Origin of the sequence: Geomonas edaphica (genome assembly GCF_004917075.1) — a bacterium.
Lineage (GTDB): Bacteria > Desulfobacterota > Desulfuromonadia > Geobacterales > Geobacteraceae > Geomonas > Geomonas edaphica.
The window spans coordinates 1,038,364-1,052,509 of sequence record NZ_SSYB01000001.1; the positions used below are offsets into that span (position 1 = coordinate 1,038,364).

17 protein-coding genes and 1 tRNA gene are annotated in these 14,146 nt (G+C 59.5%); 4 read left to right on the top strand and 14 right to left on the bottom strand.

Annotated elements, in window-relative coordinates; genetic code table 11:
• Positions 1-17: 17 nt before the first annotated feature.
• Positions 18-548 (bottom strand): cob(I)yrinic acid a,c-diamide adenosyltransferase, encoded by a 531-nt coding sequence (gene cobO, locus E8K79_RS04475; protein WP_136513654.1) that lies wholly within the window; start codon positions 546-548, stop codon positions 18-20.
• A gap of 465 nt (positions 549-1,013) precedes the next feature.
• Between cobO and E8K79_RS04480 the strand changes: the two genes are divergently transcribed.
• A tRNA-Val gene (locus tag E8K79_RS04480) sits at positions 1,014-1,088 on the top strand.
• A gap of 59 nt (positions 1,089-1,147) precedes the next feature.
• On the opposite strand, the gene E8K79_RS04485 is transcribed toward E8K79_RS04480, so the two are convergent.
• The 6 genes from E8K79_RS04485 to E8K79_RS04505 all read right to left on the bottom strand — a co-directional run bounded on the left by E8K79_RS04485 (position 1,148) and on the right by E8K79_RS04505 (position 5,779).
• Complete coding sequence (locus E8K79_RS04485) at positions 1,148-1,939, bottom strand: PAS domain-containing protein (RefSeq protein ID WP_136513655.1); 792 nt, start codon at positions 1,937-1,939, stop codon at positions 1,148-1,150.
• A 16-nt stretch (positions 1,940-1,955) separates the two neighbouring features.
• Positions 1,956-2,612: an outer membrane protein gene (locus tag E8K79_RS04490; protein WP_136513656.1), complete on the bottom strand. Its 657-nt coding sequence runs from the start codon at positions 2,610-2,612 to the stop codon at positions 1,956-1,958.
• Between the two features lie 157 nt (positions 2,613-2,769).
• Entirely contained in the window at positions 2,770-3,162 is a 393-nt protein-coding gene (locus tag E8K79_RS04495; RefSeq protein WP_136513657.1) for a response regulator, read from the bottom strand.
• Between the two features lies 1 nt (position 3,163).
• Positions 3,164-5,014 carry a sensor histidine kinase gene (locus tag E8K79_RS04500; protein ID WP_136513658.1) on the bottom strand — a complete coding sequence of 617 codons (1,851 nt, stop codon included), beginning with the start codon at positions 5,012-5,014 and terminating at the stop codon, positions 3,164-3,166.
• 59 nt (positions 5,015-5,073) lie between these two features.
• Positions 5,074-5,220 (bottom strand): hypothetical protein, encoded by a 147-nt coding sequence (locus E8K79_RS21230; RefSeq protein ID WP_198419456.1) that lies wholly within the window; start codon positions 5,218-5,220, stop codon positions 5,074-5,076.
• Between the two features lie 112 nt (positions 5,221-5,332).
• The gene (locus E8K79_RS04505) at positions 5,333-5,779 is read right to left on the bottom strand and encodes a thioredoxin family protein (protein WP_136513659.1); all 447 of its coding nucleotides are present in this window, start codon (positions 5,777-5,779) and stop codon (positions 5,333-5,335) included.
• 159 nt (positions 5,780-5,938) lie between these two features.
• On the opposite strand from E8K79_RS04505, the gene E8K79_RS04510 reads away from it, so the two are divergent.
• Positions 5,939-6,754: a polysaccharide deacetylase family protein gene (locus tag E8K79_RS04510; protein WP_136513660.1), complete on the top strand. Its 816-nt coding sequence runs from the start codon at positions 5,939-5,941 to the stop codon at positions 6,752-6,754.
• 311 nt (positions 6,755-7,065) lie between these two features.
• On the opposite strand, the gene E8K79_RS04520 is transcribed toward E8K79_RS04510, so the two are convergent.
• Positions 7,066-7,662, bottom strand: a complete 597-nt coding sequence (locus E8K79_RS04520; RefSeq protein WP_136513661.1) for a hypothetical protein — start codon at positions 7,660-7,662, stop codon at positions 7,066-7,068.
• A gap of 103 nt (positions 7,663-7,765) precedes the next feature.
• Between E8K79_RS04520 and E8K79_RS04525 the strand changes: the two genes are divergently transcribed.
• A complete protein-coding gene (locus tag E8K79_RS04525) occupies positions 7,766-8,173 on the top strand; it encodes a bacteriohemerythrin (protein ID WP_135871538.1) in 408 nt (135 codons plus the stop codon).
• A gap of 6 nt (positions 8,174-8,179) precedes the next feature.
• Here the strand turns inward: E8K79_RS04525 and E8K79_RS04530 are convergent, their stop codons facing one another.
• From E8K79_RS04530 to E8K79_RS04540, 3 genes are all read right to left on the bottom strand, one after another.
• Positions 8,180-9,379, bottom strand: coding sequence for a class I SAM-dependent rRNA methyltransferase (locus E8K79_RS04530; protein ID WP_136513662.1), 1,200 nt, complete (start codon positions 9,377-9,379; stop codon positions 8,180-8,182).
• Positions 9,380-9,652: 273 nt separating this feature from the next.
• Positions 9,653-10,027 carry a hypothetical protein gene (locus E8K79_RS04535; protein ID WP_136513663.1) on the bottom strand — a complete coding sequence of 125 codons (375 nt, stop codon included), beginning with the start codon at positions 10,025-10,027 and terminating at the stop codon, positions 9,653-9,655.
• Positions 10,028-10,136: 109 nt separating this feature from the next.
• Entirely contained in the window at positions 10,137-11,768 is a 1,632-nt protein-coding gene (locus E8K79_RS04540; protein WP_136513664.1) for an ABC-F family ATP-binding cassette domain-containing protein, read from the bottom strand.
• A 343-nt stretch (positions 11,769-12,111) separates the two neighbouring features.
• Here E8K79_RS04540 and E8K79_RS04545 point away from each other — a divergent pair, with 343 nt between their 5' ends.
• Positions 12,112-12,483, top strand: a complete 372-nt coding sequence (locus E8K79_RS04545; RefSeq protein WP_136513665.1) for a hypothetical protein — start codon at positions 12,112-12,114, stop codon at positions 12,481-12,483.
• On the opposite strand, the gene E8K79_RS04550 is transcribed toward E8K79_RS04545, so the two are convergent.
• The 3 genes from E8K79_RS04550 to E8K79_RS04560 are packed head-to-tail and all read right to left on the bottom strand — an operon-like array spanning position 12,480 to position 14,018.
• A complete protein-coding gene (locus tag E8K79_RS04550) occupies positions 12,480-12,713 on the bottom strand; it encodes a hypothetical protein (protein WP_136513666.1) in 234 nt (77 codons plus the stop codon). The two genes, E8K79_RS04545 and E8K79_RS04550, sit on opposite strands and share 4 nt — an antisense overlap.
• Before the next feature lie 20 nt (positions 12,714-12,733).
• Entirely contained in the window at positions 12,734-13,429 is a 696-nt protein-coding gene (locus tag E8K79_RS04555) for a YggS family pyridoxal phosphate-dependent enzyme (RefSeq protein WP_136513667.1), read from the bottom strand.
• A gap of 10 nt (positions 13,430-13,439) precedes the next feature.
• The gene (locus tag E8K79_RS04560; protein ID WP_136513668.1) at positions 13,440-14,018 is read right to left on the bottom strand and encodes a Maf family nucleotide pyrophosphatase; all 579 of its coding nucleotides are present in this window, start codon (positions 14,016-14,018) and stop codon (positions 13,440-13,442) included.
• Positions 14,019-14,146: the final 128 nt, after the last annotated feature.

The window sequence follows — 14,146 nt, forward strand, 5'->3', positions numbered from 1 at the left end:
GTATATTGAATGGTAAGTTATTTCTCGATGCCGACGCGCGCGTTGACGCCCGCCTTGTAGTAGTGCTTGATCTCGCACATCTCGGTGACCAGATCGGCCGCCGCGATGACGCGCTCATGTGCATTACGGCCGGTTAGAACGAGCTCGACCTTTTCCGGCTTCTTCGCCATGAGATCAAGCAGCGCTTCCACCGGTAAGAGTCCCATGGATACGGCGCCGTTCACCTCGTCGAGAATGACGAGATCGTACTCCCCTCCCTGCAACTTCTCCGCAGCCAGGGCGAGCGCCTCTGCAGCAAGATCCTTGTCGGCCTGGTGCGGGTTGTCCTTGTTCACCCAGCCGGGACGCCCGGTCTGGATGATGGTGAGAAAAGGCGCCAGTTTCTCGGCGGCCATCTGCTCACCGTAGGGCCCGCCCCCCTTCATGAACTGGATCATGCAGACCTTCAGCTCGCGACCGACGGCACGCAGGGCAAGTCCCAGCGAAGCGGTGGTTTTTCCCTTGCCGTTGCCGGTATACACCTGAATAAGACCGCGTTCCAGTTCCAAAACGACACCTCTTGGTATTTGTGCAGGGCCCCTATTGGCAGGGTAAGAAACTGTTTGCGCTGACGCTAACGGAAGCCCCTCGAGACGCCGCACTATAGCAACAGCCAAAGGACCGTGTCAAGGCGAAATAGGTATAATCTAGAACGATGTTAGCGCGCAAAGAGCCGACGGTGCCGGTTCGCGTAGACCCGTCCCGTCAGGTCATCCCTCCCCCCCGCAGCACATGCCTCCATCCGCCCATCGTGTATCTCGCCACATGTTTGCAGATCGAAGACCTGTGACGCTCAGACAGAGGAAGGCAGGCAGAAGGTGACAGCCAATCAGGAAATTTTCGCATCAGACTAGGACGAATAAGTATCAGCACCAGCGTCAATACTTGTCCTTTATCGGCCGTGAGTGCGGCTTGAGCGGCGATAAACAGTCTTGACATCGATTGGGCCATCTGATACATACACAGAACACATCGGGCGATTAGCTCAGCGGGAGAGCACTGCCTTCACACGGCAGGGGTCACTGGTTCGAACCCAGTATCGCCCACCATGAAAAAAGCAAAGGCCAAGTCGAATGACTTGGCCTTTTTCTTTTATCTTTGCAACTGATCAGCGGTCGGTGATGTCGCGGTCGATGCCTCGGAAACCGCAGAAATTCCCGTCATCGTCGAAGATGGGAACGCCGCTACTCTCTAGAAGCACTTCCTTGCCGTCCTTGCGCAGATTCACGTTCTTCAGGTTATGGAAAGGCTCGCGCCTTGATACGATGTCGCCAAAGACCATGAGCAGCCGCTCTGCCTCGTGACACGGCATGAGGTCGAAGGGGGTCTTCCCGAGTACCTCTTCGGGACCGTAACCCAAAAGGTCGTACACCTTCGGGCTTACGTAGCTGTACTCCCCCTTCTCGTTCACCTCCCAGACCCAGTCAGAGGTCACCTCGACTAGTGATTTGAAGCGCTGCTCGCTCTCCCTAAGCGCTTCCTCGGCCTGTTTCTGCTTCGTGATGTCCAGAAGCACCATGCGGCACTCCTGATGCGCGGCGGAGGCCTCCATCGCCAATAGTACCGGCGTCCCGTTTAACAGCCTCACCTCGCACTCGAGCTTTCCCTTGCGATGCCGGACCCGCTCCAGGCACTCCAGAAGTGAGGAGCGGTATCCCTTGGCCACGAGATCGAGAAAATCCATCCCCTGCAGGACGATCCGGTCCCGCTTCAGAAGCGAGCAGCAGGTGAGGTTGGTCTTCACGATGCGCCGGTCGAAGTCGGTGGAGAGATAGCCGACGGGGGCGTTGTCGTAGAGTTCCGCGTACTGGGCCATGGCGCGGTCCAGTTGGGTGTAGGCGTCCAGCAGTTGCTGGTTCTGCCGTTCCAGCTCATTATTTTGGGCGTTGGAATCTGCCATGCGGCCCCCGGAACTATCAGAACTTGAGCCTGAGACCGACAGTAGCGTTGTGGGTTTTAAGCTCCATTTCGGTGTTCAAAAAGGAGGCTTCGGTGGTACCAAAGTACCGATAGGCGAGGTCCAGAGAAAGCAGGCGGTTCAGCGGAACCTCTAGACCGGCACCCACCTGATAGGCAAAAACAACGTCGTCATCGGATAAATAGGAAAGCTCACCGGTGCCGTTAGTCTGATAGCCGTAAGTGTCGTTCAGATGCAAGGCGGCGAAGCCAACCCCGCCACCGATGTAAGGTGTTATCGGACTCTGGTTGCGTAGATCGAAAAACACGTTCGCCATGAACGCCGTCGTATCAACGCTACCGTCCACGACCTTGAATCGCCCACCGGCGTTGTCATTTATCGTGTCGAACCTGATGTCCTTGTAGGAGACTTCCCCCTCAAAGCGGACCCCACCGAAGTCGTACCCAAGGACACCGCCAACGTTCACGCCAGGCTCAAAAGAAATTCTGTCGTTAAAAACGGAGGTGCCGTCATAGCTGGTCGCATCGGTCTTCTCCGGGACGGTTACGCCTACAAAGCCGCCGATGTAGGGCCCCTGGCGAAATGGAGCCGCCGACGCCAGGGTCGGAAGTGCGAGTGATGCCACAACAAGGATTGCTAAAGTTGTTTTTTTCATGGATGTCCTCCTTCTGTTTGCAGGTCTCTTCTCAATCAACAGCAATAACAACAGACATGCGGTGAAGTATACAGCGTCCTGCTACGCTTTGTACAGTTTTCGTTATCTACAATGGAATATAGCGAGCCTTTCCGATGCAGTAGCGGGAGTCTCTTTGTCAGCCACGGCAGGCGTTGACAGCTTCCAGTGACTTTTCTATTGCTACGAAAAGGTCCTTGTAGTCCACCGGCTTCGCTATGTAATGATCGAGGTGGAATCCGGTTCCGACACTGTGTTCGACGGTTGCCCTGCCGGTGTCGGCAGTGATGAAGATCAACTGCACATCCGGTTTCATGGCCCGGAGGGCCTGGACCATAGCTATCCCATCCATCTCAGGCATGTTCACGTCGGTGATCACGATGTCGAAGCTCTCCTGCGTGAAGAGATCGACCCCTTTTCTGCCATTGTTCGCCGTGCAGATCTCCATGTCGACGTACTTGCGCTGCAGCACCACGCCCAGTATCTCCAGGGTGTCCCTGTCATCTTCAACGACCATCATTCTAAGCTTCATATCAGACCTCTATCCTGAACTCAGCGCCGCCCGCGACGTTGCGCGCGGTGAGCACCCCTCCCATGTTTTTTTCAATGATGGTCTTGGACATGAAGAGTCCTACCCCGGTTCCGGCCTGCGGCCCCTTCGTGGTGAAATACGGGTCGAAGATCTTGTCGATGATCTCCTCCGGGATCCCCCCCGCGTTGTCGGTGACCACCACTATCGACCTATCCTTCTCCTCTCCGATGGCGATGAGCACCCGCGGTGACTCGATGGCACGCTCGACGATGGCGTCGCGTGCATTAAGCAGAATGTTCAGCAGCACCTGGGAAAACTCGTTCGGGTACCCATCGATACAGGGGTCGCCTTCCTGCTTCAATTCCACGGTGATGTTGAGCGACTGCAACCATCCGTCCACGAGGGAGAGGGTCTTGCCGACCTCATAGGCGATCCTGAAGCGAACCTTCTCCTTATCCGGACGGAAGAAGCTCCTGAAATCGTCGATGGTCTGCGACATGTGCTTCACGATCTGCATGGTCTTGCGCGCATGCTCTTCCAGGTATTCCCGGTCTACCTGACCAAGCTCGTAAAAAAGAGGCGGTTGCTGGACCATGAGGCCAAGGGCGTTAAGCGGCTGGCGCCATTGATGGGCGATGTTGCCGATCATCTCCCCCAGGGCCGCCTGCCGGCTTTGCTGGGTGAGAAGCTGTTCCTGCCTGCGCAACTCCTCGAGGGCACGGATCTTTTCCGCGGTCTCGCTACGCAGCTCGTCCATAGCGAGGGAGAGCTGCCGCTCGGCAAGATCGCGCTCCGTCTCGCGCCGCTGCAACAGATGCGACGCCTGCACGAGCGCCTCAGCCACCTCGGTAGTCTCCTTGACCGACTCGCTGCGTATGCTCGTCACCACCCTCCCCTGCCCTATGGCGAGCGCGGGCTCCACGAGGCTCAGCACGTCTTTGGCGATGCGGCGCCCGATGAAGGTGGCCAAAAGGAGGCCGAGCATGGAAATGGCGGCCACCCCGGCGACGGTCCACGCCACCCAGAGGTAGATCTGGTGCAGTACCAACCGCTTGGGCACCCCGAAGGCGACGGTCCAGCCGGAGAAGGAAGACTTGGCAAAGGCGGTGAAGGCCTCTTCCTTCGCAGGGAAGGTCTGCATGATACTCCCCTCGCCTGCCGCCTCGGCGGCACGGCGCAGCTCTGCGCCGGCCTGCTTCCCGACAACATCGCCAAGATTCACTGTGCGGGCGGTTATGACGCCGTTACGGTCCAACACCGCGCCGTACCACTCCTTGAAGACGTTCTTGCTTTGCAGAATCGCGGAGAGTTTTTCGGACGAGAAGGTCATGGAGAGATCAAAGGCTACGCTGCCGTCGATGATGACGGGAACGTCTATGGCGATGAGCGGTCGCTTGGTGACGGCCCCGGTGAAAAGGTCGCTCACCTGCGGCTGTCCGGTCCCGAAGATGCGCCGCACCATGGCGAGGTTGCTGCGTTTGGGAAGCGTGCTCCCGAAGGGGCGATAGGTGTTGATGAGCTGCTGCCCGTCCCGGTCGGCGATGACGATGTCCACACCCGGGTAGTTCCGTAGGACCTCTTTGCACTGCTGATAAACCGCGGGGAGGTCCCTGTTCCTGAACGATGGGGAGGTGGCGAGAGCGGCGAGCGACGCCTGGACGTTTGCAAGTTCGCGGTCCACCACGAGGGACATGGCGCGCGCGTTCACCAGCATGTCGCGGTTCACCTGGTCCAGTTTGGTCACGTAGGCGTGGCGCACCATCACGGCGGCCAAAAGCCACACGGGCAGCACGCACGCAGCGACCAGGAAGCAGAGTTGTAGGCGGATTGTGGACTTCTTGTTTTCCGGCATTGAGGTCCTTTACTGGGCCGTTACTGTCTCAGTGGGCGCTTTCCCTGCCGGGTGCAGCGTCACTCGAGCATTTCGGTAAGTATAGCGTCGAGGCTCTTTCCCAGGTAAAGGCTTTCCAGCAGTTTCTGCAGCGTCGTTTGAATCCCTTTGTACTGGCAGTTTGCCACCAGTTGGTTCTCAAGAATCTGCAACTGATCTCTGGTCATCCTTCCTCCTTTTCTCATTATCGGAGCCGCCGACACCAATTCTGCCAAAGGCACGTTTTCTGTCAATGCACGTTGAAGGAAAAAAGCTGAAGGATTACAAGATGAAGTGGCGTTAAGCTGATGGTTCCCAGCGCCTGAACCAGGCAAGGAGTGCATCGGCTGATTGAGCGCCTGAGATCTGGTCCACGGTCTTTGTGCCGCGCAACAGATGGGTGACGGGGATCCCCCTTACCCCGAAGCGTCCCGACAGGGTCGGGCTGTCATCGCAGTTCACCTGGATCACAGCGGCCCTTCCGGCCAGAAGTTCTGCAGCTTTTCGCACCGCCGGTGCGAATGAGACGCAGTGAGGTCACCAGGGGGCCCAGAATTCGACGAGTACCGGGCCGGAGTAGGAGGACACGAAGGCGTTGAAAGTGGAGTCGTCCAGTTGCAATGGATGGGAGTAAAGCGGAGGAAGTTCGCCGCGGCAGCTGCCGCACTTGCCGGCGATACCTTCCTTGTCGGCGGGGACGCGGTTTAAGGCGCCGCATGAGGGACACCTGACTTCGAAATTTTGCATGGTACACCTCCTGTTGGTATTCTACCATCCCGCGGTCTCGGTGCAGATTGATATGATTCAGGAGGATTCTCTCGTTTCAAATTTGCGAAGTTTCTGCTATGTTAGGTCGTTTGCTTCGCCCCTCTACCAAGGGAAACTATAACGGAGGTCTTGTTCCGCATGAAGTTCCGCATCCTGTTCCTTCTCCTTGCCGCCCTCTTCGCCGCTACCGGCGCACAGGCGGCGCCCGCCGCAAAGGCCGCCCCGGCCGCAGTCACCCAGGGAGTCCACGTCCCGATCCTTCTTTACCACCGCTTCGGCCCCACCGTGGCCGACGGCATGACGATAAAGACCTCGGTATTCGAGGAACACCTGAAGTACCTGAAGGAAAACGGCTATACCGTCATCCCGCTCAGGAAACTGGTGGACTACTACCTGAAAAAGGGACCGGCGCCGGCACCGAAGTCAGTGGTTATCGTCGAGGACGACGCCCACAAGTCGGTCTACACCGACATGCTGCCGCTGGCCAAGAAGTACAACGTCCCGGTCACCGTGTTCGTCTACCCCTCGGCCATCTCGAACGCCAAGTACGCGATGACCTGGGAACAGCTGAAGACGCTGCAGAAAAACGGCTTCGACATCCAGTCCCACACCTTCTGGCACCCGAACTTCAAGAAGGACAGGAAGAAGATGGCTCCGGCCGAGTTCGAGAAGTCGGTGCAGACCCAGCTGAAGAAATCGAAGGCGCGCCTCGAGGAGAAACTCGGCACCAAGGTTGACATGCTGGCGTGGCCCTTCGGCATCTACGACGACTACCTCCTGAAGCGTGCAGCCGAGGCCGGCTACGTCGCCACCTTCACCATCGAAGCGCATCACGCCGGTCCGAACGACCAGGTGATGAAGCTGCCGCGTTACCTCCTCATCAACGCGGACCAAGGCAAGTCCTTTGCCCGCATCGTTGAAGGGACCGCACCGAAGCGCAACATCGTCTACTGACAAAAAGGGGAGCGGTGGTAACGCCGCTCCCCGCATATGTTCGGTGATCCGTATGAGTAAAGAGGAAGGGTGCGGGAAAGACTGCAAGAAGCACCCGTGCGAGGACTGCAATTTCTGTCAGTGGTGCTCAGATGACAGGTGCAGGATGTGCAGAGGGAAGCAAAGCGGCAAGAAGAAGCTTTCCATCGCCGAGCAGATCGCCCTTTACGAATCACTGAACCGGAAGAAGCCCGCCTGAAACATCCCCGATTCACGAAAAGCGCCGTTTAAAATCCTCAAGTAGTCATTCCCTCGTCCGAAGAGAAGTTGAGTCAGATGTCGGTTCCCTGCCGCACCTGCACCCTGGTCACCCTAACGCGCGGCGTAACACCGGTCAGCTCGTGGTACAGCGAGGCCAGGTAGCGCACGGTCACCACCTTGTGGAGGTACGACTGCGTCCAGCCGTAGAGGAGCTTTCTGAGCCTCGACGGAGTGCGGCTGCCAAGCAGCAGCGGGCAGTAATCGGAGAGCCGCACCGTGACACGGATACCATCCCCTGCCGGTGCGGTCACCAGCGAGAACATGCCGTTGTCGCACTCACCGGGCTGAACCAGGAACCCACCGCAGATGTAGAGGTGCACGGCATGCGCCCCCTCGATGGTCTCGAAGCGGGGAGGTGCAAATGAAAGCAGGGAGAGACCGGTCCCGGTGACGCGGAAGCGTACCCCGTCGGCGTCGGCAACCGGGGTGATCATACCGAAGGTGGCGCGGCGCACGACCTTGAAATAATGCTCGAGTAGGAACGTGGGGGCGGCGCGCAGCGAGACCGAAGAAGGAAGATCGATCCACTGAACCGAGAAGACAGAGCTGTCCGGAAGCAGTATCTGCTGGTGAAAGATCTCCAAGTGCTTTGTTGGAGGGCGTGGCATGAAGGCTCCGGATACTGCGGCAATGACAGTCGGCAAAAGATACCACAGAGTACCGTAATTTGGCACGCATCAAAAGGCAGACGCAACCCGAAGGGAGAGGTTCATGGAAATAGTGGCATGGTCGGATAGCCTCAGCCTCGGCATATCGAAGGTGGATGAGCAGCACAAAAGGCTGATCCAGATGATGGAAGAACTGGACGAGGCGATCAGGAAGAATCAGGGGGCGGACGCGGTGGAGGACGTGCTGACGAACCTGTTCAACTACGCCCAGGCGCACTTCGCAGTCGAGGAGGAGCTGTTCCGCAAGCACAAGTATCCGGAGATGGCGCTGCACGAGCTGGAGCACCAGCGCTTCATAGCGAAGGCGTTCGCCTTCAAGGAGCGCCTTGGGAGCAACAAGCCGGGGCTCGCGCTGGAACTGCTGAATTTCCTCTCCAGCTGGGTCTTGAACCACATCGAGCTCACCGACAAGCGCTACGCGAAGTACCTGCGCGACTGCGGCGTGAGCTAGCGGCCCCTACCCTTTCACAGCTACGACGTATTTAAGATAACGCCCTTCCGCAAAGGTCACCGGGTACGGAAAATCCTCCGGCTGCCCGGTGACCGCAATCACCTGCAATTCCGCCCCACCCTGCAGTGCCCCCCTGCGCAGTTCCTTCAGGTAATCCGCAAGATCGACCTTCTGGTGGTTCGACGAGGTAATGAGGAGCCCACCCGGCTTTATGAGCCTCACCGCCGACGCGACGAGGTCGGAAGTCCCGCCGCGCGTGGTGAAGCGGTTTTTGGAGGTGGTCGAGAAGGAGGGGGGATCCATGAGGATCACGTCGTACACCTTCTTCTGGCGAGCGAGGTCGTCGAGCGTCGTCAAGCAGTCCCCCACCAGAAACTCGTGGCGCTTCGGGTTAAGCCGGTTCAGGTTGAAGTTTTCCCTCGCCTGCGCCATGTATCCGGGTGAGGCGTCCACGCTGGTGACGAGGCTCGCCCCCGCCGCGGCAGCCGCCACGGAAAAGGCGCCGGTGTAGCTGAAGAGGTTTAAAAAGCGCTTTCCCTTCACGCGTGCCATGAGTTCGCGGCGGTTCTTGCGCATGTCGAGGAAGAGCCCGGTGTTGAGTCCGCGCTCGAGGCTCACCTGGAAGACGAGGCCGTTCTCGCGCACGTGGTGCGGTTCCGGCGCTGGGGTCCCGGCGAGGAGATGGCCGTACTTCTTACTGTCGCTGGCGGCCTCGAGCTCCCGCGTGTTCTGGGGGCGCACCTTCTCGTAGATCCCGGCCGGTGCGAGGAGGTCTTCGAGCGCCTGGGTGACGAGTTTGAGGTACCTGCGCCAGCCGGAGCAGTAGATCTGCACCATGAGGTAATCGCCGTAGCGGTCGACGGTGAGGCCGGGAAGGCCGTCCCCTTCGCCGTTCACCAAGCGGTAGGCGTCGGAATCTTCCAGGTTGGCGTGCTGCTTTCTAAGCTGCACCGCACGCTCCAGGCGCTTTAGCACCCATGCGCGGTCAAGGCGCATCCTCTCGCGCGAGAGCACCCGCGCCACGATCCGGTCTGCCGGGTCAAGGAGAGCGGTGGCGAGAAAGGCGCCGGAGGCATCGACCAGTTCCACGAGGTCCCCGGCCTCGCCGGCATGCCATTTCTTGGTATAGGCATCGGCGATGATCCAGGGGTGCCCAAGCTCGATCATCCGCACTGACTCGCTTCCAACGACACACTTCTTTGACACGTTTGCTCCTTTGGGGAAAGGGGGCTGCCCTTGATTCCCTTACTGCTTGCGGCTAAAAAGTTATTATTTCAGCGCTTTTCGGGAAGTAAGGACTCGCGATCTAAAAGGCAAATCCCCCCTGCCCCCCCTTCGCAAAGGGGGGAACGCTGAGGCGAGGGCAGCGCTTCGTGGCGAGCACTACTCTGCATTCTCCAGATTCGTTGCGAACCAAAAGAAGGGGCGGCGCTCCGTTTAGGAACGCCGCCCCTTTGTGATGCCGGTTACGCACTTACCCTAGTGGGTTACCTGACCTGCCTGCTCTGCGGCCATGGCGCCACGTGCCTGCTCCATCGCTTCGAATTCCTTGAGCTTCTCGCCCAGCCAGAAGTGCAGCTCGCGGGCGGTCTGGTGGTTCACAACGATACCGTTGATGACCTGACGCACCAGGCTCCTGCCCAGATCGGACGGCTCAACCTCGGTCTCCGGACCGATCTGGCCGACGGCGGTGATCTCATGGCTGATGGCGTTCGGAAGCGGCTGACGCTCAAGGTAGAAGTTGATGACGAGCTCGCCGCGCGGAGAGATACCGCCGTGGGCGCCATTCACGTAGACGGGGTTGTAGTCGTAGGTGAAGATGTATTTAAAGGTCATTTCGTTCTGTTTGGACATGCGGCTGCTCTCCTTTGGCTGATGGCATTTGAATAACGGCATGCGTCTTATAACACGGAGCGCCCCCGGAAGGCAAACAAGAATGTAAAGGGCGCTAATGTCCGCCGACTCAGACGTGGTGGCGGTGCTCGGTCTTCGAAAGGTAGTAGTCGTAGTCCCCCTCGTAGACGCGCATCTCGCCGTGGTCAACCTCTATGACCCGGTCCACCAACTCGCGCAGGAAGTGACGGTCGTGGCTTACCAGGATGACGGTACCCTGGAATCCCGAAAGGGCGTCCAACAGGATCTCGCGCGACCGGATGTCCAGGTGGTTCGTCGGTTCGTCGAGGACGAGGAAGTTGACCGGACGCGCCAAGAGCGTGGCCAGCACGACACGGCTTTTCTCGCCGCCGGAGAGGTTCTCGATACGTTTGTCGACGTCGTCCCCTTGGAAGAGGAAGGAACCCAGGAGGTTACGGATGACGCCGATGGTGGCCAGCGGAATGACGTCCTGCACCGTCTCGAAGATGGTCTTCTTCGGGTCGAGGATCTCCATGGCGTGCTGGCTGAAGTAGCCGAGCTCCACGTTGGCACCGAGCGCCACGCTGCCGGTGGTCGCCTCGGTCTGCCCGGCGATGGTCTTCAAGAAGGTCGACTTGCCCGCGCCGTTCACACCGACCACGGCGATCTTGCTCAGGCGCTTGATGACGCCGGTCACCCCGGAGAAGATGGGGTGTTCGCTCCCGTCCGGGTTCGGCCAGCTCTTGCCGAGGTTCTCCATGATGACGACGTCGTCGCCGCTGCGCGGCGGTTCGTTGAAGACGAACTTGACCACCTTGTCCTCGGGAGGGATCTCGATGCGGTCGATCTTATCGATCTTCTTCACCCTGGACTGCACCTGGGCGGCATGGGAGGCGCGGGCGGCGAAGCGGGCGATGAACTCCTCTTCCTTGGCGAGCATCTCCTGCTGACGCTTGTAGCTTGCTAAAAGCTGCTCGCGCCGGATGTCGCGCTCGCGTTCATAGAAATCGTAGTTACCGCCGTAGGTGGTCACGGTCTTGTTGGCCACCTCGACAATGCGGCTCACCACGCGGTTCATGAAGTCACGGTCGTGGCTCGTCATGAGGAGCGCGCCCTTGAACTCGCTGGCAAGCCACTCCTCGAGCCAGATGATCGATTCGACGTCCAGGTGGTTGGTCGGCTCGTCCAGAAGAAGCACGTCCGGCTGCAGGGTGAGGATACCGGCAAGAGCCACGCGCATGCGCCAGCCGCCGCTGAAGGATTCAACGGGGTTGTGGAAACGGTCCGGACCGATGCCGAGGCCGGTGAGGACTTCCTGGGCGCGGGAGTCGAGATCGTAGCCGCCGCGATGCTCGAACTCCTCCATCGCGACACCGTAGCGTTCGAGAAGGCTCGCCATGTCGTCGTCGGACATGGGTTGCCCCATCTGCTCCTCCATCTGCTTCAGCTCGCCCGCAAGGCGCACCGTCTCCGCCGAGACCGCCATCACCTCCTGAAGAGCGGAGCGTCCCGCCATATCGCCGATGTTCTGGGAGAAGTAACCGATGCTGGTCTTCTTGCCTACGGTGATTTCACCGGCATCCACCTCTTCCTCACCGGTGATGATCCGGAAAAGCGACGTCTTGCCGGCGCCGTTGGGACCGACAAGCCCGGTCCTCGTGCCGGAAAGTATCTGGAAGCTCGCGTCGCGGAAAAGTACCTGCGAGCCGTGCTGTTTCGTGATGTTGGAAAGGTGGATCATGCTTTCTCCCTGGACTGATTTTGAACTTTCCAGCGTTAGCATGAACGCGCCGCAGTGACAACTTAATTTTTGTAAAGGTGCAGGGGAGAGTGGTTGATATCCCGCGTAGGCGACGCGGGGTGTGCGTCATTTAGCGTACAGATGGGACAACTAGTGTGCAAATGCCGGACAGTGAACAGGGAGCAGCGCAGCGGCGAGCAGGGCAGCCAAGAGATGCATGGCAGATAAATGTCAGTAATAGCAGGAGAAGTGGCGTTAATGAGAGATAATGTCACAGGCGGGATTTTGGGCCTTCTTTGTGCTTCAGCGAGATGGAAGCCTTGATTGTCACAGGGAGGGGAATATGAACATCTATAGCGCGCTGATGATGTCCGTAACCATGATCATGACCGCGGTAATGCTGCCTCGCATCTACTTTTCCTGGATCACGGCGCAGCATTGCGACGAGGCTGAGATCGATCAACTGGAGCAGCTGCTCGCGGAGCAGAACCGCTGGGTCTGGCGCCACTTCGGTTGCGCGACCCTCGCCGTCGCCATGATCTGGATGGCGCACAACTCGCCGAACGACCTGGGCATCCCGGCTTCGATGGAGATGACGCTTGCGTGCTACGCCACGGTTTCGCTCTTCTTCGCCGTGCTGGAATCGCTCATCGCCCAGAAGGTTGCCGCGTACCTTGCCCTGGCGCCGGTCGCGATGAGGGAAGAAAAGGACTAGTCCTTCCTGATGAAGCGCTCCACCCCTCGCCTGAGCAGGTTGGCGAGGTAAATGGAGACGAACATGATGAGGGCGACGTTGACGAACCTGGTCCAGATGGGATCGGCGACGACGGTCGCCCTCGCAGCGCTGTGGTAGAGATAAAAGCCGCTTGCAACCGCCCCAACGATGGCGCCCCCCGCCACGAAGGGGCGTCTTAGTTTCGAGACCGTTTTTTCCTTTTGTTGCACGTTGATTCCCCTTCCCGGCCTCAGTGGTATTGGCGCTCGCCGAAGAGCGCCGAGCCGACCCGCACCAGGGTAGCCCCCTCCTCGATTGCCGCCTCGAAGTCCCCGGACATCCCCATGCTGAGCTCACGCATCTCGACGCCCTCTATTCGCGCACCTGCAACCTCTTCGGAGAGTTCGCGCAGCTTCCTGAAGAAGGGGCGCGCCAGTTCCGGTTCGTCGAAGAAGGGGGGCATGGTCATGAGACCCACGATTTTCACGTGCGGCAGTTGTGCCACCTCGCGCACCAGGTCGATGAGCTCCTCGCTGCTGGTGCCACCCTTGGTTTCCTCGCGCGAGATGTTCACCTGGATGAGGATCTCGCACACGCGGCCCAAGGCGCCCCACTGCCGGTCGATCTCTTTTGCGAGGCTTGCGCGGTCCACGGAATGGATCAGCTCGACCTTCCCGGCGATCTGCCGCACCTTGTTGCTCTGGAGGTTGCCGATGAAATGCCAGCAGATCCCTTCCGGCAGCTCATCGACTTTGCCGACCAGTTCCTGCACGTAGTTCTCGCCGAAGATGCGCTGACCGAAGGAGTATGCCTCGGCGATGGCCGCGGCAGGCTTGGTCTTGGAGACGGCGACGAGCCGGACCTCCTTCGGATCGCGTCCGGCCCTAAGTGCGGCCTGCGCCATGCGCCCTTCGATCGCTTTCAGGTTTTCGGTTATCTCGCCCATGGCACCCTCCTTACTGCGGCAACGCGCCCATTACCCTCAACTGTTCCACCACCTCGCAAAGCGGCAGCCCGACCACGTTGGTGTAGGAGCCGTCGATCTTTTGCACCATGTGGGCGGCGCCCCCCTGGATGGCGTAGGCGCCAGCCTTGTCGAAGGGGCAGCCGGTGGCTATGTAGGCCTCGATCTCCTCGTCGCGCAGTTGCTTGAAGTACACCTTGGTACGCACCGCCTCGACGACGGCGCCGTCGCGTTCACGGTCGTAGATGGCGAAGCCGGTGACGACCTCGTGCGGCACGCCGGAGAGTTTCTTCAGCATGCGGAAGGCGTCGTTGTGGTCTTTCGGTTTGCCCATGATCTCGCCGTCGCAAAGGACGATCGTATCGGCGCCGAGAAAGAAGCGACCGTCGGTCTTTTCCGAGGCGGCGCGGGCCTTTCCTTCGGCCAGACGCAGCACGTGGTCCACCGGTTCCTCGCCCGGAAGCGGGTCCTCGCAGATGTCGGCGGGGAGGACGCGGAAGGCGATGCCGGCGGATTCGAGCAGTTCGCTGCGCCTCGGAGAGGCGGAGGCGAGCACTATGGGTTGGTTCATATCGGTACTCCTTGCAATTTACAGCGAGACTATCAAGCGGGGGATAAAGGCAAATCCCCCCTGTCCCCCCTTCGCAAAGGGGGGGACGCTGGGGCTCGAGTGGCGCTGCGTGGGCTGCTGGGCTGCTG